Raw genomic sequence first — 21,797 nt, forward strand, 5'->3', positions numbered from 1 at the left:
TATCGATATACAGCGGACATCATTGATTGACTGTGTTCTCGTCGGCAACAGCGACCTTCTGCGACGGTTGCCGCCCGTCCGGCGGTTCCTCGCTGCCGAGCGGGCGCACCTGGCGCAGCTTGACCACGATCATGGTGAGCACACCGACCAGGACCAGTGCGGTGAAGCCGGTGATCAGCTGCAGCGAACCGGTGAACGCCGAACGGGCGTGGTCGAGCACGATCTGAGCCAGGTCCGGCGGCAGCCCGGCCGCCGACTGCGCCGCGTTGGCGATGCTCTGGCTCGCCGCGGCGGCCACATCGGACGGTACCTGCGGCGGCAGGCTGTCGGTCATCCGCGCGTTGTACAGCGCCACGCCGACGCTGCCGATCACGGCGACACCGATCGAGTTCCCCAGTTCGGCGCTGACCTGCGGCATCGACGACGCGACACCGGCTTTCTCCGGCGGCGCGGAGCCGACCATCAGCGTCATGCCGACCGCCAGCAGCGGTGATCCACCCGCGGACCACAACGCGAACCCGGTGATGAACATGACCGGGCTGGAGAAACTGCCCGCCAGGATCACCAGCACCAGACCGGTGATCACCAGCGTCTCACCACCCGCGATCAGGTACGCCGGACGGATCCGGCGGGCCAGCGCGCCGACCACGGGCGCGCACAAGGAACTCAGCACCAGACCCGGCGCGAGCGCGAGCCCGGCCTGCAACGGGGTGAGCCCTTCGACCAGCTGGAAGTCCAGCATCACGAACAACAGCACGGCACCGGTCAGCAGCGCCTGGACGAACAACGCCAGCAGCGGTGTCGTGAACTTCGGATTGCGGAACAAACTCAGATCCAGCAACGGTGTGGCCAGCGAACGCTGCCTGCGGATGAACGCGACCCCGAACAGCACGCCGAGCAGGATCGCGGCGATCGGCAGCAGCTGCCAGCCGTCGCGTGAGGCCTCTTTCACGCCCCACACCGCGGGCAGGATCGCCGCGAGCGACAGCAGCGACGAGATCCAGTCCGGTTTGCCGGTCGACTCGCCGCGCTGCTTGGGCAGCGTGAGCGGTCCGAGTGCGAGCACGATCAGCGCCGCGACCACGTTGATCAGGAACGCCGAACCCCACCAGTAGTCCGCGAGCAGCACGCCGCCGACCATCAGGCCGACCACCGCGCCGATCGTGTACGAGGACGCCCACATCCCGAACGCGACACCCATTTGCTTGGGCTGCTGGAACATCGTGCGGATCAGGCCGAGGATCGAGGTCACCATCGCCGCGCTGGCCAGGCCGAGCAACGCGCGTGCCGCGATCAGCGCGGCCGGGCTGCCCGCGTACGCCGAGACCAGTGAGGCGATCCCGAAACACGCGGCGCCGACCAGCAGCAGCCGCCTGCGGCCGACGCGGTCGCCGAGCCCGCCCATCGTGATCAGCAGGCTGCCGAGCACGAACCCGTAGATGTCGGCGATCCACAGCTGGTCGATCCCGTCGGCGTTCAGCCCGGCCGCGATGTGCGGCAGTGCGAGCATCAGCACGAACGAGTCCGCCGCGATGAACAACGTGGCGATGCACATCACGCCGAGTCCGATCCACTCCCGCATCCGTGCGACGGGTGGCGCGTAATTGGACGTCATCGATCGATCACCCCTATACAAGCGCGGGAAATACGGCGATCTGCCGTTCGACGAACTCATCGACCGCCCAGAATCTACAAGCCACGACCAGCGGTTACGACAGTCCCGCCGGTATTGGGCAGCATCGAAGAAGTACGGCCGTCCCACCACTGCCATAGTTGGCTGGGGCAAAACGCCGCACGACGAAAAACGGAGTGTGAGGATGACGTTTGCTGGCAGTGACTCGATCGTCGCACACCCAGGGGAGCCCGGCTTTGTCGCTGCCGCCGCCGTTTTCAATTCTTTCGCTGTCGTCGAACCGGCGGCAGCCGCGACGGTCCGGACACCGGAGCACGTGCGCGCGGCGATCCGGTACGCCCGTGAGCACGGACTGGGGCTGAGGGTGATCTCCACGGGGCACGGCGCGGGCGCGGCGCGGCCCGTGCTCGGCGGGATGCTGATCCGGACCACAATGGACGGTGAGGTGACCGTCGACCCGCGGCGCCGTGTCGTCCGCGTTCCGGCCGGAACGCCGTGGCACCAGGTGGTCGACGCGACCGAACCGCACGGACTGGCCGCGGCGCACGGCTCGTCGGGCACCACCGGCGTGGTCGGCTACGCGTTGCGGGGCGGGTTGAGCGTGTACGGCCGGATGGCCGGTTTGGCCGCGAACGGCGTGCGCGCGGTCGAACTGGTGACGGCGGACGGCGAGCACCGGCGTGTCGACGCGGACCACGATCCGGAGCTGTTCTGGGCGTTGCGGGGCGGTGGCGGCGGGTTCGGTGTCGTGACGGCGATCGAACTGGCGTTGTTCCCCGTCACGCGGGTGATCACTGGGGCGGCCTACTGGCCGGGATCGCTCGCCGACCGGTTGCTGGAGGCGTGGCTGGCGTGGGCCAAGGACGCCCCCGTCACGGTGACCACGTCGGTCCGCGTGATGAACCTGCCCGACGTCCCGGATGTGCCGCGGGAGATCGCCGGGCGCACGACGTTCGCTGTGGACGGCGTGGTGCACGCCGACCAGCTGGATCCCGCGCGGCGCAACGCCGAGGACCTGCTCGGCCCGCTGCGGGCGATCGGCGAGCCGGTGCTGGACACCTGGCAGGAAGGCGACCCGTCCGAGGTGTTGCGGGCGCACATGGACCCGTCCGAGCCGCTGCCCTTCCTCGGCGACCACATGTTGCTCGACGAGATGGGGCCGGTCGGCGCGGCCCAGTTCCTCGAAGCGGCGGGGGAAGGATCAGGGACGCCGCTCGTGGCGGCCGGGCTGCGGCAGCTAGGTGGGGCCTACGCGCACCCGGCCGAGCCGGGCGGCGTCCTTGACCGGGTGGCCGCGAGCTACTCGTACGCCGGTTCGGGCCTGGCGTTCAGCCCGGACGCGGTCGCCGCGCTGCGGGAGCACTGCGCGAAGACGCGGCGGCTGCTCGCGCCGTGGGACTCCGGCCGGGTGGTGCCCAGCTTCGTGGAGGACTTCCAGCAGCCGCAGGCGCATCTGAACGCCGCACAAGCGGCCGAGGTCGACCGGGTACGGGCCATGGTCGACCCGGACGGCTTGTTCCGCGCCGACATCTCCCCTCTGCCACCAGAATCCGACACCGGACAGGAAGTACCATGACCGCCGAGACCCACGCGCAGTTCCGTTGGCCGGCCGAGACACGGTCGTTCTGCGCGGAGCTGCCGTTCACGCCGAGGACGACGATTTTCGAGTACGGCAAGGGTATCCAGCTGTTCGACGCGCGTGGCCGCGGCTACATCGACGCGTTGTCCGGCGTGTTCGTCACCTGCTTCGGTTACGACTGCGAGCCGATCATCGCCGCGATGACCGAACAGCTGCGCCGCGGGCTGACCTTCCAACCGCCCCTGCACGGCACGAACCAGAACGCCCTGCGCCTCGCGCACGCGTTGACCGGGATCGCGCCGGAGGGCATCACCGCGGTGAAGCTGCTCAGCGGTGGCTCGGAAGCGATCGAGGCCGCGATCCGGCTGTCGCGCGTGTACCACGCGATCACCGGCAACCCCGGCAAGCAGAAGGTCATCAGCCACTACACGAGCTACCACGGCGCCACCTACGGGTCGCTGGGCCTGACCGGGGTGTCGGGCGTCAAGGTGTTCGGCGCGCCCATGCCGGGCGTGGTGCACACCTTGTCGCCCGAGGCGATGCAGCGGGAGTGGGGCCTGACCGCCGAAGAGGCCGCCGACCGGGCCGCCGCGCTGATCGAGCAGACCATCGAGCTGGAGGGCCCCGAACAGGTCGCCGCGCTGTTCGTGGAGACGGTCAGCCAGTTGCGTGAGCTCCAGTCGCCGCACCCCTCGTACTTCACCAAGCTGCGGGAGATCTGCGACCGCCACGGCGTGCTGCTGGTCTTCGACGAGATCGTCACCGGGTTCGGCCGCAGCGGCCAGAACTTCGGCGTGGACACCGTCGGCGTGATCCCCGACATGATCTGCGCGGGCAAGGGCCTGTCGGGCGGGTACGCCCCGCTGTCGGCGCTGTTGATCAACGAGCGCGTCGCCGGGCCGTTCCGCGACGGCGACGGCCACATGGCGTTCGGCACGACCCACACCTTCTCGGGCAACCCGATCGCCACCGCCGCGGGCCTCGCCGCCGTCACCCACTTCACCGAGGGCGACTTCCTGCCCAGGATCCAGGAGCTGTCGGTCCAGTTCCGGCAGGGGCTGGCCGACGCGATCGGTGACCGCGCGACGGTGAACCTCGTCGGGTTGCTGTGCGGCGTCAGCGTTCCCGACCCCGACAACCGCGGCATCGGCGACCTGGTCGAAGCCGCGTGCTGGGAGCGCGGCGTGATCGTGCGCGGCATGCCCTACGGCATCATGGTCGCCCCGCCGTTCGTGACCACTCCCGCGCAGCTCGACGAAATCTGTTCCGTGGTGGGCGAAGCGATCGCCCAAGTCAGCTGAGAGACGAGGAGCACCCATGAGCTGGGATCTGGTGATCGCCAGGAACGACCTGACCTCGCACGAGGTCCGCCAGACCGCGCTCGCGCCGTTGCGGCCGGGCGAGGTGCGCCTTGCCGTCGAACGGTTCGGCATCACCACGGTCACGGCGACGTACGCGCTGTTCGGCGATTCGCCGATGCAGTTCTTCGGTGTGTTCCCCGGGCCGGACGGGTTCGGCCGCGTGCCCGTGTGGGGTTTCGCCACCGTTGCCGAGTCCCGGTCCCCCGACGTGGCCGAGGGCAGCCGGTACTTCGGGTACCTGCCGATGTCCACCCACCACACCGTCACACCCGAGATCGTGCCGGGCGGTTTCGTCGACTCGGCGCAGCAGGCCGTGCCGCACGACTGGTACCGCACCTACGAGATCGCGGCGCCGGACGAGCTGGACGACCGCAGGGCGTTGCTGCACCCGCTGTTCCCGTGCTCGTTCACCCTGGCCGGCTACGTCGGCCAGCAAGTCGCGGCGGGCGTCAAGTCGGTGCTGATCAGCAGCGCATCCTGCAAGACCGCGATCGGCTTGGCCGACCTCTTGTCCAAGCAGGACGGTGTGTCGACCACCGGTATCACTTCCGGGGCGCACAAGGCGTTCGTCAAGGACCTGGGGTTCTACGACCACGTGGTGGCCTACGACGAGCTGGGCACCGACGCGGTCACGGACTCGGCGTTCTTCGTCGACTTCACCAACTCGGCGGACCGGATGCGTGCGGTCTACCAGCACGCCGGCGCCCGGCTGACCGGCACGGTCCTTGCCGGTTTCACGCACCCCAGCGAGTCGTTCGCGCCGCCACAGCTCGACGGTCCCGAACCGCAGCTGTACTTCACACCCGCCGTCGAGCAGCAGATCATGGCCGAGGTGGGCACCGACGAGTACCGCGCCCGCTACCGCGCGGCCGAGCAGGAGTTCCTGGCGGGCACGAAGTCGTGGCTGGTCGTGCGCAACGGCAGCGGCCCGGACGCGATCGCCGAGTCGTTCCGCACCGTGCTCGCCGGTGAGCTCTCACCGTCCGTCGGGGCGGTGCTGCGGCCATGAGCACCGGGACAGTCCCCGCGGACGACCAGCTCGCCGACCCGCCGGGCCGGACGACGGGCGGGCCGTCCAAACCCGTGTTCTGGCGGCGGCCGTGGATCATCCCGCTCGCGCTGGTCGTGCTGGGCTTCCTGATCTACCAGCTCAGCCCGTTCCGCGAGCTCAACGAGGCCAAGGCCCCGATCCCGCCGCACGACGGCTTCCCGTTGTACTGGCCGTTGTTGCTCACGCACATGTTCTTCGGCACCGTCACGATGATCCTGGTCGTGTTCCAGCTGTGGCCGTGGATGCGCACCAACCACCCGCGGTTCCACCGGGTCAGCGGCCGGATCTACGTGGTGTCCGCGGTGATCTGCGGGATCTGCGGCCTGGCGATCGTGCGGTTCGCGCCGGTCGTCGGCCAGATCGGCGTGTCCATCGCGACCATCACCTGGGTGGCCGTGACCGTGATGGCGTTCGTACGGGCGCGCCAGCGCAAGTTCACCAAGCACCGCAGGCTGATGCTGTACAGCTTCGCCATCCTGATGAACAACGTGTGGGGCGTGGTGCTGGCCAACATCCTGTTCGCCATCCCGGGCGTGGACATGCTCTACATCTTCGAGGCCGTCCGGTGGGTCGGCTTCGTGGTCAACATGTACCTGGTGCAGTGGTGGATCTACCGCACCGAGAACCGTGCCGACATCCGTCGCTGGCGGCGCCAGGAGGCCACCGCATGACCCGGACAGCGCCCAGCAACACCACCGCGGTCATCGCCCCGGGTGACGCGAGGTACGAGAACGCGGTCCGGTGCGGCTTCAACCAGCGGTTCGTGTCCGATGTGGACTACATCTGCTACCCCAAGACGACCGGGGACGTCGTGGCCGCGGTCGGCGACGCCGTGGCAGAGGGCAAACGCGTGACGGTCCGCAGCGGTGGCCATGGCTACGAGGGCACGGCGTCGACCGACGGCGGCGTTCTCGTGGACGTCTCGCTGATGACCGAGGTGGAGTTCGACCCCGCGCGGCGGGCGTTCTCGATCCAGCCCGGCGCCAAGGTCGGCGCGCTCTACACCGAGCTGTACAAGCGGTGGGGCGTCACAGTCCCGGTCGGTGAGTGCATCGAGGTGTGCATCGGCGGGCACCTCGTCGGCGGCGGCTTCGGCCCGTTGTCCCGCCGGTACGGCTCCATTGTGGACTTCCTGTGCGCGGTGGAGGTCGTCGTGGTCGACGCCTCCGGCCAGGCACGGGCGGTCATCGCCACCGACGACCCGGCGGACCCCGACCACGAGCTGTGGTGGGCGCACACCGGCGGTGGCGGCGGCAACTTCGGCGTGGTGACCAGGTACTGGCTGCGCACCCGCGGCGCGGTGTCCGACGATCCCGCGCAGTTGCTGCCACCGGCCCCGACCACCTGGCGCAACGGCTACCTGATGTGGCCGTGGGACAAGATGACCGAACAGGACTTCGTGCGGATCCTGCGCAACTACGGCACCTGGTTCGAACGAAACAGCGTTCCGGGCAGCCGCGAGGCCGACCTGACGGCGTTCTTCTGCGCGACGCACAAGTCCAGTGACGTGATCACCGTGGGATCGCTGATCGACGACGACATCCCCGGCGCGCGTGAGCTGACCAACGAGTTCTTCGACGCGGTCTGCGAAGGCGTGGACGTCGAACCGTCGGTACGCCACAGCGACGACGTCGTGTCGTGGCTGTACCACTTCACCCACGCCAACCGGGCCGACCACAACGGCCTCGGCGGGTCGCGGTTCAAGCTCAAGTCCGCGTACCTGCGCAAGGCCTACACCGAGGACCAGATCGCCAGGGCCTACCGGCACCTGGACACCGAGGACCCCAAGAAGATCTTCTTCATGTTCATCGGCTACGGCGGCCAGGTCAACGCCCTGCCGCCCGAGGCCACCGCCGTCGCCCAGCGCTCCTCGGTGCTCAAGGGCGCGTACCTGTCCTCCTGGTGGGACCCCGCCGAGGACGACTACCACATCGGCAACCTGCGCGCGCTCTACCGTGACGTGTACGCGGAGACGGGCGGTGTGCCGGTCACCAACGACGCCAACGAAGGCGCGTACATCAACTACCCGGACCGCGACCTGGCCGACCCCGAGTGGAACACCTCCGGTGTCCCGTGGTCGACGCTCTACTACCAGGGCAACTACCCGCGACTGCAACAAGTCAAGCAGAAATACGACCCGCGAAACGAGTTCCGGCACGTGCTGTCGATCGAACTGCCGGAGTAGCACCCAGCACTAAGGAGTAGCGCGTGAGCAGGCTGGACAGCCCTATCCACCGCGAAATCCGGTCGACCGGCCCGAGTTTGCTGGCCGTGAGCGACCTGCACATCGGGCACAAGGCCAACCGGGAGCTCTGCGCGCAGATCGAGCCACGGCACCCCGGCGACTGGCTGATCGTCGCCGGGGACGTCGCCGAGCAGATGGCCGAGATCGAATGGGCGCTGCGGCTGCTGGCCGGGCGCTTCACCAAGGTCATCTGGGTACCCGGCAACCACGAACTCTGGACCGATCCTGGCGATCCGTGCCAGCTCAAGGGCGTCGCGCGCTACGACCACCTGGTGGCGTTGTGCCGCTCGCTCGGGATCGCCACGCCGGAAGACCCGTTCCCGGTGTTCTGGGACGGCGAGGTCGGCGTCACCGTGGCCCCGCTGTTCACGTTGTTCGACTACAGCATGCTGCCGCCCGGAACGTACACAAAGGAGCAGGCGTTCGAGCTCGCGCGCAGCACCGGCGTGGTGTGCACCGACGAGTTCATGCTGCACCCTGACCCGTACCCGACCCGGGAGGCGTGGTGCGCGGCCCGGATCGAGTACTCGCGCAAGCGGCTCGCCGGCGCGGTCGGACCGACTGTACTCGTCAACCACTGGCCGCTCGTGCAGGACCCGCTGACCGTGCTGCGCAACCCGGAGTTCTCCTTGTGGTGCGGCACGACGGCCACGGCCGACTGGGCATACCGCTACGACGCCCGTGCCGTGGTCTACGGGCACTTGCACATCCCCCGGACCATCAGCGTCAACGGCGTGCCGCACGTCGAGGCGTCGATCGGTTATCCGTTCGAGTGGCGCCGCTACGGGATGCGCCCCGAGTTGTACGTGGACGTGTTCGACCCGGTGCGTCCCAACATCGAGTTCGCGCGCGCCCGTGACCGGCGCCACGAGCACATAGCCTGACGGCGCACATCGCGAGGTCCACACTCGACATTCGGGTGTGGGCCATTCGATGCTGCCCGGACCAGGCCATTGTTCACGCAATACCGAAGTTGCCGGTCGGGCCGCCGGATCCGAAGTATGGACGCACAGGCCCGACACCATCGCGCACAGGGGCAGAGGATGGATTTCCCTTCCGTACACAGCCAGTTCGCCGCGCAGGCGGCGCGAACACCGGACGCGGTGGCGGTGACCTGCGGCCAGGACGAGCTGACCTACCGCGAGCTGAACGCACGCGCCAACCAGCTGGCCCACCGGCTGCGACGGTACGGCGCCGGACCGGAGACCCCGGTCGCCGTGCTGATGGAACGCTCGGCGCACCTCGTCGTCGCACTGCTCGCCGTGCTGAAGACCGGCGGGTTCTACATGCCGCTGCACTCAGCGTACCCGCGTGAGCGCATGCAGAAGATCATGGATCACGCCGGTCGGCCCGTCCTTCTCGTTGACAGGGAGGCGAAGCAGCTTCCCGGGGCACGTCTGTTGATCGAGGCGGACGCCGAGCGGGCGTACGCCGAGATGCCGGGCACGGACCCTGTCGTCCCGGTCTCGCCGGACAACACGGCCTATGTCATGCACACCTCAGGGTCGACCGGTGAGCCCGTCGGTGTCGCCGTGCGGCACGAGGGCGTGCTGGGCATGATCGAGGATTCCTGCTGGGGCGACGGTGGATTCGACCGCGTGCTGGCGATCGCGCCACCGGCGTTCAGCGTCTCGGTCTACGAGCTGTGGGTGCCGTTGCTGCGCGGTGGTCAGGTCATCCTCGCGCCGCCCGGCGAGTTCGACGCGCACTTCCTGCGCCAGGTGGTCACCGAGCACCGCGTCACCGGGCTGCACCTCACGGCCGGGCTGTTCCGGCTGCTGGCCGAGGAATCCCCGGACTGCCTCAACGGAGTCCGGCAGGTGCTCACCGGTGGTGACGTGATCAGCGCGGCCGCGGTCCGCCGGGTGATGGACGCCTGCCCCGGACTGGTCGTGCGGGCGATGTACGGCGCCACGGAGTTGTCGGTGTTCGTGACGACCGCGCCGGTGGCCCGTCCGGAGTCCGGCGACGGGATCCCGCTCGGCCGCCCGATGACCGGCGTGGAGCTGTACGTGCTGGACGGCAACCGCGATCGAGTGCCGGACGGGGCCGTCGGTGAGCTCTACGTCGGTGGACGGCGGCTCGCCCGTGGCTACTTCGGCCGTCCCGACCTGACCGCGGACCGGTTCGTCGGCAACCCGTTCGCGGGCGAGGGCGAACGCATGTACCGCACCGGGGATCTGGTGCGGCTGACCGGCGACGGCCAGATCGACTTCGTGTCCCGGATCAACGACCAGATCAAGATCCGCGGCTTCCGGGTGGAACCGCTCGAAGTCGAGCACGTGCTCGCGGCCCGGCCGGGTGTGGCCCACGTCGCGGTCGTGGCACGGGAAGCCGGATCCGGTGACAAGCACCTGGTCGCGTACGTCGTGCCCGAACCGTCCGGAGTGGACATCGCGGAGCTGCGGGCGCACGCGAAGGCCCACCTGCCCGACTACATGGTCCCGTCGGCGTTCGTCGCGGTGGGCGCGCTGCCGTTGACGCCGAACGGCAAGATCGACCGGCGCGCGCTGCCGGAGCCGACGTTCGACCAGGCCGCGGCCTACGAGCCGGCCGTGAACGAGCGCCAGGAGATGCTCTGCGCGCTGTTCGCCGAGGTGCTCGAGGTCGGCCGGGTCGGCATCGACGACAGCTTCTTCGACCTCGGCGGGCAGTCGATGCTCGCGGCACGGGTCGCGGCCCGGATCGAGAAGGGCACCGGCGTCCGCACCACCGTGGGTGACGTGCTGAACGCGCCGACCGTCCGCGAGCTCGACACCTGGCTGGCCAAGTCCGTCCCCGTCGCAACCAAGTGAAGGGCGCACCAGGATGACCGGATCACCGCTGTCCTTCAACCAGGAGTTCCTGCTGGCGTTCGACTCTGGCCACGAGGTCAACGGCGCCTTCGGCGAACGCCACACGCTGGTCAACGCGTGGCGGCTGACCGGGCCGGTGGACATCGCCGCGTTGCAGGGGGCGTTGGACGATGTCGTGGCACGGCACGGTGTGCTGCGCACGACCCTCGAACGTGACGGCAGCGAAGCGGGCGGCGGCCGTCAGGTCGTGCACCCCGCGACCGCGGCGCACCTGACTGTGTTGGGTGTGGACGACGCCAATCGCGACCACGAGGCCGAAGCGCTGCTCAACGACATCGACGCGCAGCCGTTCAACGTCCGGGAACTGCCGCTGCTGCGCGCGGTGCTCGGCCGGTTCGACGAGAAGGACTCGGTCCTCGTCCTGGCCACGCACCACGCGGGCACCGACGGCTGGTCGATGGGCATCCTCGTCCGTGACCTCGCCGCCTGTTACACCGCGCGCGTGACCGGCAAGCCGGTCGACCTGCCGCATGCCCCGCAGTACACGCAGTTCGCTGAGTGGCAACGGCAGTACGGCTCCCCCACGCCCGAGCAGGTGGAGTACTGGCGGGGCAAACTCGCCGGCGCGGGCATGGTCGCCATACCGACCGACCGGCCGCTGCCACCGGACACGGTCGACGTCTACGCCGCGCACCGGTTCGTCATCGACGACGAACTGTCGGGTATGGCGAAGGAGTTCGCCAGGTCGATGCGCAGCACGCTGTTCATGGTCCTGCTCGCCGCGCACAAGTTGCAGCTGCGGGACATGACCGGGGTCGCGGAGGTGATGATCCCGACTTTCACCGCCGGCCGGTACGACGACCGGTTCACCGACACCGTCGGCCCGTTCTTCAACCTCGTGCCGTTGCTGACGGACTTGTCCGGCGCACGGCACCTGCGGGACGCCGTCACGCGTGTGCGCACGACGTGCCTGGAGGCGTACGCGAACGACATCCCGTTCGGGGACATCGTGTCCGCGGCGCCGCAGATCACGAAGGCGTTCGGCGACCCGAACGGGTCCGTCGCCGCGTTCGAGGTCCTGCAACACCCCGACTTCGCCGACGACCTGGTGTTCGGTGACGCGACCGGTACGGCGATCCGCGACCGGCGGGTGTCGCAGGCGGTCGCGGCCAACATCCCCAACGGCGGCGTGTGGGCGCTGGAGGTCCTGCGGTCCGGGCGGATCGCGGGCAGCTTGAAGTACAACCGCAACTGCTTCGACGACAGCACGATCGTCGAGATCGCCACCGACTTCCAGCGCCGCCTGCGCTCGGCCCTGACGTGACCGGCCAACACGGGACCAGGCCGTGTCTCAAAGCCCCCGGTCGCGACAGCCGGGCCGGATGCGGTCCCTGGCGCCACCGCCGAAAAGCCACAAGACAACCAGTACCCCGGCATTCCGGCGGTGACGCCAGGAACCGCCCCGATCCCGGCTCTCATCGACCGGGGACTTCGAGACACGGCCTAGGAGCTCGCACGCCATGACAACGACCACTACCCAGCCTGATCGCACCGCACAAGAGGTGGTGGCGCGGGCCGAGGCGATCGCGGCGAAACTCGTCGACCGGCAGGCCGAGACCGAGGAACGCACCTACTACGCGCCGGAGACCCACGACGAGTTCGTCGAGGCCGGGCTGTACCGGCTGCTGGTGCCGCGCCGCTACGGCGGTCTCGAACTCGGCGCCGAGACCTTCGCCCGGGTCTGCATGGCCATCACGCGCGGCTGCCCGTCCAGCGGCTGGTTGTACATGTTCGGTGCGGCGCACTCACTCGTGGTCGGCTCGCTGTTCGGTGACCAGGCGCAGCGGGAACTGTTCGCGGTCGGCGACTTCATCTGCCCGGCGACGGTCGCGCCCAGCGGCAGTGCCACCCGTGTGGACGGTGGCTGGGTGGTCAACGGGACCTGGCGGTACTGCTCCGGTGCTCCCTACGCGACCCACTTCATGGGCCACACCCTTGTCCAGCAAGGAAACGGGCACGAGCCCACGCCGCTGATGTTCGTGGTCCCGCGTGAGTCGTGGCGGTTGGAGAACGACTGGGGCGCCCAGCTCGGCCTGCGCGGCAGCGGGTCGCACGGCATCACCGTGACCGACGCGTTCGTTCCCGAGCACCACACCCGCGAAGGCTTCCTGAGCATGGTCGACGCGACCGCCGACCTGCCGGGCAGGGCGCTGCACAGCCCGGAGTACGGCGGCGGCCCGCTCAGCTTCATGCTGCTCGAACTCGGCATCCTCGCGGTCGGCATGGCCAAGGGCGCGCTGGACGCGTACGCCGACCTGATGCGGTCGCGCACGACGATGTTCATGCCGATCGTGCCGCGCACCGAGGACCCCGACTTCCAGTTCCGGTACGGCGAAGCGACCGGGATGATCGCGGCGGCCGAGGCCGCGGTGATCGACGCCGTCCGGCAGTGGAGCGACCTCGCCGCCCGCGGCGGGGCCGCCATCACCAGGGCCGAGGAGCTGCGGCTGGCGCTCATCGGCCGGGAAGCCGTGCGGCTGTGCTGGCGCGCGGTCGAGGGCCAGCTGTTCCCCACCGCCGGGTCCAGCTCGATCCGTTCCGGCGAACGGTTCGAGCGCGTCTGGCGTGACATGTCGATGCTGCACAGCCACGCCGGGCTGGGCACGTTCCTCGCCTCCATGGCCAACCGCGAACTCGCCAAGGCCCACTTCGGACTCCTCTGAACTGTCCCGTCCACACGTCGAAGGAAAAACGCATGAACGCCAACCGTTGCCCGGTACTCGACAGCAGTGGCCGGGGCATCCACGAGGACGCCGCCAAGCTCCGCGACCAGGGGCCCGCGGTCAAGGTCGAACTGCCGGGCGGGGTGCACGCCTGGTGGGTCAACCGCTACGACATCGCCAAACAGATGCTGGCGTCCCCCGACGTCACCAAGAGCGCGCGGGCGCACTGGCCTGCGTTCCAGAAGGGCGAGATCTCCCCAGGCTGGGAGCTGATCAGCTGGGTGGCGATGGACAACATCTCGACCACGCACGGCGCCGACCACCTGCGGCTGCGGCGGTTGATCGCCAAGGCGTTCACCGGCCGCCGCGTCGAGCAGCTGCGCCCGCAGGTGACCGGCCTGGTGACCATGCTGCTCGACGGCGTGGAGAACGCCGCGGCGGCGTCGGGCGGCGAGGTCGACCTGCGTGAGCAGTTCTGCTACCCGCTGCCGGCGCTGCTGGTGGCCAACCTGATCGGGATGAAGGACGAGCAGCGCCGCCAGGCCGCGATCGCGATGGACCGGATGGCCGACATCGACATCACCCCCGAGGAGGCCGCGGGCATCCTGGCCGGGTGGCGCGCCTCGATGGAGGACCTGATCGCGGACAAGCGGGCCAACCCCGCCGAGGACATCGCCACCGACCTGATCGCCGTGCGCGACGACGAGAACGGTGGCGCGAAGCTGTCCGACCAGGAGCTCTGCGACACGCTCTTCGCCATCCTCGGCGCGGGCTCGGAGACCACGATCAACTTCCTGGACAACGCCGTCAGCGCGCTGCTGACCCACCCGGAGCAGCTCGCGCTCGTGCGCTCCGGCGAGGCCAGCTGGAGCGACGTGATCGAGGAGACGCTGCGGGTGCAGTGCCCGCTGGCCAGCCTGCCGCTGCGGTTCGCGGTGCGCGACGTCGAGTTCGGCGGCCTGACCATCAAGCAGGGCGAGCCGATCCTGATCAACTACGCCGCGCTCGGCCGTGACCCGTCGCTGCACGGCGAGACCGCGGCCGAGTTCGACATCACCAGGCAGAGCAAGGAACACGTGTCGTTCGGGCACGGCCCGCACTACTGCCTCGGCGCGGGCATCGCCCGGCTGGTCGCGGGCATCGGCCTGCCGTCGCTGTTCGAGCGGTTCCCCGACCTGCACCTGGCGGTCGAGCCGCACGAGCTGCAGCCGTTGCCCACGTTCATCATGAACGGCCACACCACGCTGCCGGTCCGGCTGCGGGCGGCCGCGGCCGTGAACGCCTGAATTCCCAGTGACCGGTGACTAGGTGAGGAGGTAGGCGTGCGGATCGGACTGGAACTGGGTGCATTCGCGTGGCCGGGTGGCCCGGCCGCCATCGGGGAGACGGTCGCGCGGTTCGCCCGCGTGGCCGACGAGGCCGGGTACGTGTCGCTGAGCACGGGCGACCACGTCTGGCAGGGCTTCAACGCGGGTGGCGAGCACCAGCCGTACCTCGAGTGCTTCACCACGCTCGCGGTGCTGGCGGCCAACTCCCGGCGCTGCCGGATCTCGCCGGTGGTGGCGGGCGTGCACTTCCGGCACCCGGCTGTGCTGGCCAAGACGATCACCACTTTGGACCTGTTGTCCGGCGGCCGGGCGGGCGTCGGCCTCGGCGTCGGCTGGAACGCCGACGAGGCAACGGGTTCCGGGATCCCGTTCCCTTCGGTGGCGACCAGGTTCGAGATGCTCGACGAGACGCTGCGGATCCTGCTGGCGTACTGGACGGGCGCGGAAGGAACGGACAAAGCCTTCCACGGCAAGCACTACCAGCTCGACCGGGTGCTCGGCGTGCCGCAGAGCCTGACCCGGCCGCACCCGCCGATCCTGCTCGGCGGCGGTGGCGAGAAGACACTGCGGCTGGTGGCCAAGTACGCCGACGCGTGCAACCTGTACCCCACCCCGGAGATGCCCGCGCAGCTCGCCCGGCTGCGGGAGATCTGCGCGGAGACCGGGCGGGACTACGACCGGATCGAGAAGACCTGCTGCCTGCCGTTCGACGTGGCCGACGGCAGCGGCACGGGCGAACTGCTCGACACGCTGCACCAGCTCGGCGAGCAGGGCATCCAGACCGTGATCGGCATCGTCGCGACGGCCGACCCGGTCAGGCAGATCGAGCTCATCGGCGAGAAGGTGCTGCCCAGCCTGAGCGACGACCAGTAGAGCCGTGAACGAATCGCAGAACGTGGAGGACAACGTGACGAAGATCGGGTTCCCGTCGCGGCAGCAACTGGTCCGCAAGGCGTCCGAGATCGTGCCGCTGCTGCGCAAGCACGCGCCGTGGTCGGAGGAGAACCGGCGGCTGCACGACGAGGTCATCGAGGCGATGACCGACGCGGGCGTGTTCCGGCTGCGCAAGCCCAAGCGCTACGACGGGTACGAAGTGGACACCAGCACGCTCGTCGAGGTGCTGTCGGAACTCGGCCGCGGTGACGGCTCGGCGAGCTGGGTCGCGACCGTGTACCAGATCCCCGGCTGGATGGCCTGCATGTTCCCCGACGAGGTGCAGGACGAGGTGTTCGCCGACCCGGACGTGCGGGTCTGCGGCACGCTGAGCCCGACCGCGATGGCCGCGCCCAAGGACGGCGGCATGGTCGTCAACGGCAAGTGGCAGTTCATCAGCGGCGCACACCACAGCCAGTGGCAGGAGATCATCGCGATCCTCATCCCCGAGGAGGGCGAGCCGTACCCGGTGATGGGCCTCGTGCCGATGTCGGACCTGCTCATCGTGGACGACTGGCACACGTCGGGCCTGCGCGGCACGGGCAGCGTGAGCACGGTCGCCAACGACGTGTTCGTGCCGCGGGAGCGGATCCTGCCGTTGCCGGTCGCGCTCAACGGCGAGCCGGTGTCGCAGCGCAGCGCGGAGTCCAAGGCCTACCGGGTCCCGCTGCTGCCGGTCGCCGCCGCGTCGTCGATCGGCCCGATCCTCGGCATCGGCAAGGCGGCACGGGAGGCGTTCTTCAAGCGCCTGCCCGGCCGCAAGATCACCTACACCGACTACGAGAACCAGGCCGCCGCCCCCTTGACGCACCTGCAGGCCGCCGAGGCCTCGATGAAGCTGGACGAGGCCGATTTCCACGCACAGCGCCTCGCCACCCTGGTCGACACGAAGGGCAACGAGGGTGCGCAGTGGAAGACCGAGGAGCGCGTCCTGGCGCGTGCCGACATGGGTCAGGCGGTGCGTCTCGTACGGGAGGCGGTGGACATCTTCGCCACGGCGAGCGGCGGCACGTCGATCTACAGCGACGTCCCGATCCAGCGGATCGCCCGTGACGTCCACGCGGTCTACCAGCACGCGCTGATGCACCCGAACACCAACGCCGAGCTGTACGGCCGCGTGCTGTGCGGCCTCGCCCCGAACTCGCTCTACATCTGACCGCACCTGAGAGTCCGGAAAGGACACCGCAATGAGTGTGAGCGCTGAGCTCGTCACTGAGCCCGCCGACGCGGACAAGGCCGCGATCGCGGCGCTGACCCAGAAAGTGGTCGCCGCGTGGGCGTACAACGACGCGGAGAAGTTCGCCGACACGTTCATCGAGAACGGCACCATGATCCTCGCCGGTGTGTTCTGCCGCAACCGCGAGGAAGTGCGCCAGTACATGACCGAGGCGTACAAGGGCCGCTACAAGGGCACGCAGGTGACCGGCAAGCCGATCAGCATGCGCACGCTGGGCGACAACGCGGCGATCCTGCTCTCCCGCGGTGGCGTGCTGGAGGCAGGCGAGACCGAGACCAACGACAAGCAGGCCATCCACGCCTCGTGGGTCGCCGTGCGGCACGGCTCGGAGTGGCGGCTGGCCGCGTACCAGAACACCCCTGTCCACAGTATTTGACGGTCTCGCTCCGCTCGGCGGGGCTTGATCGCCAGAGCCGGTCGTTTCCACCACGCCCCACGCAAACCGAAGTCCTCGCTCTGTCCTGCTGCCCAGCCTGGCTGGGGCGATGTCAGGCGTGTTGCGTGGCGTGCACGATCAGCGCGATCGAGCCGGCCGTGGTGACGATTCCAGTCAGGACCTATTGAGGAGGCATGTGATGAGTACCCGCGCTGTTGTGCTTGGCGGGAGCATGGCCGGGCTGCTCGCGGCGCGGGTGCTGGCCGAGACGTTCACCGAGGTGCTGGTGGTCGACCGGGACAAGCTGCTCGGCGTGGCCGAGCCCCGGCGCGGTGTCCCGCAGGGCAAGCACATCCACGGCCTGCTGGCCCGCGGCCACCAGATCCTCGACGAGCTGTTCGACGGCTTCACCCAGGACGCGCTGGCCGAGGGCGCGCTGACCGGCGACCTCGGTGAGCACCGGTGGTTCTTCGCCGGGCGTGAGGCGGCCAAGGCCGTCACCGGCATGAAGTACATCTCGGCCACCCGGCCCGTGCTGGAGAGTTTCGTGCGGGCCAGGGTGGCGTCGCTGGGCAACGTGAAGTTCCTGGAGCAGCACGACATCGTCGGGCTGGCCGCCACACCGGACAAGTCCAGGATCACCGGCGCGCGGGTGCACTCGGGATCCGAGGCGACGCTGGACGCGGACCTGGTGGTCGACGCCACCGGCCGCGGCTCGCGCACCCCGGCGTGGCTGGCCGAACTGGGCTACGCGCGCCCGGCCGAGGAACAGGTCAAGATCGATTTCAGCTACACCACCAGGATCTACCGGTTGCCGGACCCGTCGGTGATGAACGGCGTCAAGTCGGTCAACCCGTTGCCGTCCCCCCTGACTCGCCGCAGCGCGTTCTTCTCGGCGATGGAGAACGGCAAATGGGTGCTGTCGGTCGGCGGTGTGCTCGGCGACCGCGCGCCCACCGACCCGGACGGATTCCTCGACTACGTGAGGTCCCTGCCGACACGGGACATCTACGAGGTCGTCAAGGACGCCGAGCCGATCACCGAAGCGGTCAACTTCCGTTACCCCGTCAGCATCCGGCCGCGGTACGACAAGCTGACGCGGATGCCCGCCGGGTTCATCGTGCTCGGCGACGCCGCGTGCAGCTTCAACCCCGTCTACGGGCAGGGAATGACCGTGGCCGCCCAGGAAGCGCTGGTGCTGCGTGAGCACGTGCGGCGCGGGGTCCCGGACCCGCTGGAGTTCCAGCGGGCCATCGCCAAGGTGATCGACGTGCCGTGGGGCATCTCGGCGGGCGGCGACCTGTCCTTCCCGGAGGTCGAGGGCAAACGGCCGTTGCAGGTCCGTGTGCTCAACGGCTACATGGCCAAGGTGATGGCGGCGGCGACCAAGGACCCGGTCGTGCTGTCGGCGTTCATGCGGGTGGCCGGCCTGGTGGACCCACCGCAGGCGTTGCTCAAGCCGCCCATGCTGTTGCGCGTCCTGCGGCAGGCACGGTGACAACCGTCGCCGACGCGGTCGCGAGCGGATTGTCAGCACTCGGGGTCCGGCACACGTTCGGCGTGGTCGGCACGGGCAACGTCCGTATCGTGGCCGCGCTGGCCGGTACCAGCATCCGTTACGTCCCGGCGCGACATGAAGGCGGCACGGTGGCGATGGCCGACGCGTACCACCGTGTCAGCGGTGAGGTCGGCGTCTGCACGGTCACCTACGGGCCCGGTTTGGCCAACGCTGCCAACGCATTGTCAGACGCCGTGCGCAATCGCAGCGCGGTGGTGCTGCTGTGCGGCGCGCCCAAGGCCCAGCGTTACATCGACATCGACCAGGAAACGCTCGTCGCGTCGCTCGGTGCCACCGCGGTGAGCCTCACCGACCCGACGGACGTGACGGTCACTCTCAGTCACGCCTTCCGGCTGGCCCGGTCCGAGCACCGGGCGGTCGTGCTGTTCCTGCCGGTCGATCTCCTCGGCTCCCCCGCCGAACCGCAACGGGCCGTCGCGGCCACCCGGCCGACGACCGGGGCTCCACCGCCCGTGGTCGACGAGCTGGCCGAGCGGCTGACGGCCGCCCGCAGGCCGTTGCTGCTGGCCGGGCTGGGCGCGTGGCGGGCGGGCGCGGGCCCCGCGATCGCCGGGCTGGCCGACCGGTGCGGTGGCCTGCTCGCCAACACGTTGCTGGCCAAGGGCATCTTCGGGACCAACCCGCGGTCGCTCGGCGTCGGCGGCAGCCTCGCGTCCCCGGTCGCGGCCAAGCTCATCGGCGACGCCGACCTGGTCATCGCGTTCGGCACCAGCCTGGGCGAGTGGACGACGCACGGCGGCAGGCTGTTCAGCCGCGACACCGTCGTCGCCCAGGTCGACACCCGGGCCGAACAGATCTCGCCGCGCACGGACCTCGCGGTCACCGGCGACGCGCGGGCCGTGGCTCTGGCGTTGAACCGGGTGGTGCGGGCGGCGCCCACCTCCGACTGGCGGACGCGGGTCGCCGACCAGCTCGAACTCGCGAGCTGGGACCAGCAGGCCTACGCCGACCAGAGCACCGCCGACCGCATCGATCCACGCACCCTGACCATGGCACTGACAGACCTGCTGCCCGGCAACCGGATCCTGGTCACCGACGGCGGGCACTTCATCTGCTGGCCGGGGATGTACTGGCCGGTCGCGGACCCGTCGTCGTTCGTGTTCACCGGCGTCGCGGTGCAGAGCATCGGCATGGGTTTCGCGGGCGCCACCGGTGCCGCCGCCGCGCGGCCCGGTCACACAGTCGTACTGGCCGCGGGCGACGGCGGCGCGCTAATGGGACTGTCCGAACTGGAGACACTGATCCGCACGGCCGGATCGGCCCTCGTCGTGGTCTACGACGACGCCGCCTACGGCGCCGAGGTCCACATGTTCGCCGGTCTCGACGCGTCCGCCGGGACGATCTTCACCGACACCGACTTCGCCGGGCTGGCCACCTCGCTCGGCGCGCGGGCCGCGGTCGTGCGCACCACAGCGGACCTCGACGTCGTGCGCCGCTGGCGCGACGGCGGCTGCGCGGGCACGTTGCTGCTGGACTGCAAAGTGGTCCGCGACGTCGTCAGCGAGCACATGGTGGAGATGGTCCGCCCCGTCGCCACCACACCCGCCACCGCGCCGGAACCGGCATGACCACCAGGGGAGACAACGAAACCATGAACCGCACAGTCGTCGAGGCGTGGCTGGCCGACCTGACCTTCCCGCACTACATGGACACCCTCTACGCGCGGGCGCGCGAGTTCGAGAAGGCGCACCCCGAGTACGAGGTGCGGATCCGTGGCATCGACTTCCACGACATGCCCGCCACGGTGACGCGTGCGGCCAACGACGGCTCGGTCCCCGCGATCGCGGAGTTCTACTACACCCAGAGCCCGGACGCGCTCGACATGGTCGAGCCCGCGGGCAAACCGGTGTTCGCGTCCGTCGAGGAGGAGGTCGGCGGCCGGGACGAGATCCTCGGCGAGCCGGTCGTCCTCGACGACCTCGAACCCGCGCTGCGAGCCAACTACACGTCCTACGGCCAGTTGCGGTCGCTGCCGACCGTGGCCACCACCTACCACCTGTTCACGAACATGACCATCCTGCGCGCGGCCGGTGTCGACGAGGTGCCGGAGACCTGGCAGGACCTGAGGACCGCGTGCGAACGGATCGCCCAGCTGCCGGACGGCCCGCAGCACGCGATCAGCTGGGCCAACCACGGCATCCCGTTCCAGCACGCGCTGGCCGTCCAAGGTGGACACATCGCCGACAACGGCAACGGCAGGCGCGGCCGGGCGGGCAAGGTCGACTTCACCAGCAAGGAGATGCTCGCGTGGGTGTCGTGGTGGCAGCAGCTGCACAAGGACGGCCTGTACCACTATTCGGGTGAGATCGGCGACTGGTTCGGCACGTTCCACTCGTTCGCCGGGCAGCGGACCGCGTTCCGGTTCAGCTCGTCCAACGACCTCGGCAGCACAGTGGACGCCGCCCAGCGCGCCGGTTTCGAGCTCGCGGTGTCCCGGTTCCCCTACAACGCCGACGTTCCGTACCACGGAAACGTCGTCGCGGGAACGTCGTTGTGGCTGGCCGACGGGCTCGACCCGGCCACGCGGGACGGCGCGCTGGCGTTCATGCAGTACCTGGCCAACCCGGTCAACGCCGCCGCGTACCACAAGGAACACAGTTTCATCCCGGTCACCCGGTCGGCGTTCGCCCTGCTCGAGCGGGAAGGCTGGTTCGACGCCCACCCGCACTACCGCGCGCCGAGCGAGCAGATCGGCATGATGATGACCGAGGGCCGGTCCCCGGCGGGCGCGCTGGTCGGCAAGTACTTCGAGATACAGGACATCCTCACCGAGGGGATGCACGAGGTGCTCGCGCACGACGTGGATCCCGTGCAGGCGCTGACCAAAGCACAGGCCGAGGCGCAGCACCTGCTCGACAAGTACCTCGCCGAACGCCCGTTCTCTCCCTGGCGTTAGGCCGATCGTGGCGGTGGGCGGAGCAACGTCGAAGAGATTTAGCAATTTCACCGTGCATCAC

Annotated in this window: 17 protein-coding genes; 16 read left to right on the forward strand and 1 reads right to left on the reverse strand. The window is 69.5% G+C overall.

Annotated features, from left to right (window positions below):
* Positions 1-19: 19 nt before the first annotated feature.
* On the reverse strand, positions 20-1,615 hold the full coding sequence (locus AOZ06_RS31100; RefSeq protein WP_063810145.1) for an MFS transporter: 1,596 nt from the start codon (positions 1,613-1,615) through the stop codon (positions 20-22).
* Between the two features lie 202 nt (positions 1,616-1,817).
* On the opposite strand from AOZ06_RS31100, the gene AOZ06_RS31105 reads away from it, so the two are divergent.
* The 16 genes from AOZ06_RS31105 to AOZ06_RS31180 all read left to right on the forward strand — a co-directional run bounded on the left by AOZ06_RS31105 (position 1,818) and on the right by AOZ06_RS31180 (position 21,736).
* Positions 1,818-3,209: an FAD-binding oxidoreductase gene (locus tag AOZ06_RS31105; protein WP_054292651.1), complete on the forward strand. Its 1,392-nt coding sequence runs from the start codon at positions 1,818-1,820 to the stop codon at positions 3,207-3,209.
* Positions 3,206-4,513, forward strand: a complete 1,308-nt coding sequence (locus tag AOZ06_RS31110) for an aminotransferase family protein (protein ID WP_054292652.1) — start codon at positions 3,206-3,208, stop codon at positions 4,511-4,513. The genes AOZ06_RS31105 and AOZ06_RS31110 overlap by 4 nt, the downstream gene beginning before the upstream one ends.
* A gap of 16 nt (positions 4,514-4,529) precedes the next feature.
* A complete protein-coding gene (locus AOZ06_RS31115; protein WP_054292653.1) occupies positions 4,530-5,582 on the forward strand; it encodes a DUF2855 family protein in 1,053 nt (350 codons plus the stop codon).
* Positions 5,579-6,295: a DUF2306 domain-containing protein gene (locus AOZ06_RS31120; RefSeq protein WP_063810146.1), complete on the forward strand. Its 717-nt coding sequence runs from the start codon at positions 5,579-5,581 to the stop codon at positions 6,293-6,295. The genes AOZ06_RS31115 and AOZ06_RS31120 overlap by 4 nt, the downstream gene beginning before the upstream one ends.
* Positions 6,292-7,809, forward strand: a complete 1,518-nt coding sequence (locus AOZ06_RS31125; protein ID WP_054292654.1) for an FAD-binding oxidoreductase — start codon at positions 6,292-6,294, stop codon at positions 7,807-7,809. Before AOZ06_RS31120 ends, AOZ06_RS31125 begins: the two co-directional genes overlap by 4 nt.
* A gap of 23 nt (positions 7,810-7,832) precedes the next feature.
* Complete coding sequence (locus tag AOZ06_RS31130) at positions 7,833-8,753, forward strand: metallophosphoesterase family protein (protein ID WP_236951796.1); 921 nt, start codon at positions 7,833-7,835, stop codon at positions 8,751-8,753.
* A gap of 159 nt (positions 8,754-8,912) precedes the next feature.
* A complete protein-coding gene (locus tag AOZ06_RS31135; RefSeq protein ID WP_054292655.1) occupies positions 8,913-10,664 on the forward strand; it encodes a non-ribosomal peptide synthetase in 1,752 nt (583 codons plus the stop codon).
* 13 nt (positions 10,665-10,677) lie between these two features.
* Positions 10,678-11,988, forward strand: a complete 1,311-nt coding sequence (locus AOZ06_RS31140; protein ID WP_054292656.1) for a condensation domain-containing protein — start codon at positions 10,678-10,680, stop codon at positions 11,986-11,988.
* A gap of 196 nt (positions 11,989-12,184) precedes the next feature.
* Positions 12,185-13,387, forward strand: a complete 1,203-nt coding sequence (locus AOZ06_RS31145; RefSeq protein ID WP_054292657.1) for an acyl-CoA dehydrogenase family protein — start codon at positions 12,185-12,187, stop codon at positions 13,385-13,387.
* A gap of 32 nt (positions 13,388-13,419) precedes the next feature.
* Positions 13,420-14,673 carry a cytochrome P450 family protein gene (locus tag AOZ06_RS31150; protein WP_054292658.1) on the forward strand — a complete coding sequence of 418 codons (1,254 nt, stop codon included), beginning with the start codon at positions 13,420-13,422 and terminating at the stop codon, positions 14,671-14,673.
* Positions 14,674-14,709: 36 nt separating this feature from the next.
* Positions 14,710-15,588, forward strand: a complete 879-nt coding sequence (locus tag AOZ06_RS31155; protein ID WP_054292659.1) for a TIGR03560 family F420-dependent LLM class oxidoreductase — start codon at positions 14,710-14,712, stop codon at positions 15,586-15,588.
* 4 nt (positions 15,589-15,592) lie between these two features.
* A complete protein-coding gene (locus tag AOZ06_RS31160) occupies positions 15,593-16,804 on the forward strand; it encodes an acyl-CoA dehydrogenase family protein (protein WP_236951797.1) in 1,212 nt (403 codons plus the stop codon).
* Between the two features lie 31 nt (positions 16,805-16,835).
* Positions 16,836-17,261, forward strand: coding sequence for an SgcJ/EcaC family oxidoreductase (locus AOZ06_RS31165; protein WP_054292660.1), 426 nt, complete (start codon positions 16,836-16,838; stop codon positions 17,259-17,261).
* A 199-nt stretch (positions 17,262-17,460) separates the two neighbouring features.
* Positions 17,461-18,759, forward strand: a complete 1,299-nt coding sequence (locus AOZ06_RS31170; RefSeq protein ID WP_054292661.1) for an FAD-dependent oxidoreductase — start codon at positions 17,461-17,463, stop codon at positions 18,757-18,759.
* On the forward strand, positions 18,756-20,408 hold the full coding sequence (locus tag AOZ06_RS31175; protein ID WP_054292662.1) for a thiamine pyrophosphate-binding protein: 1,653 nt from the start codon (positions 18,756-18,758) through the stop codon (positions 20,406-20,408). The genes AOZ06_RS31170 and AOZ06_RS31175 overlap by 4 nt, the downstream gene beginning before the upstream one ends.
* On the forward strand, positions 20,405-21,736 hold the full coding sequence (locus tag AOZ06_RS31180; RefSeq protein WP_218921806.1) for an extracellular solute-binding protein: 1,332 nt from the start codon (positions 20,405-20,407) through the stop codon (positions 21,734-21,736). The genes AOZ06_RS31175 and AOZ06_RS31180 overlap by 4 nt, the downstream gene beginning before the upstream one ends.
* The last annotated feature ends 61 nt before the right edge of the window (positions 21,737-21,797 follow it).

Source organism: Kibdelosporangium phytohabitans (genome assembly GCF_001302585.1).
In the GTDB taxonomy this organism is placed as follows: domain Bacteria; phylum Actinomycetota; class Actinomycetes; order Mycobacteriales; family Pseudonocardiaceae; genus Kibdelosporangium; species Kibdelosporangium phytohabitans.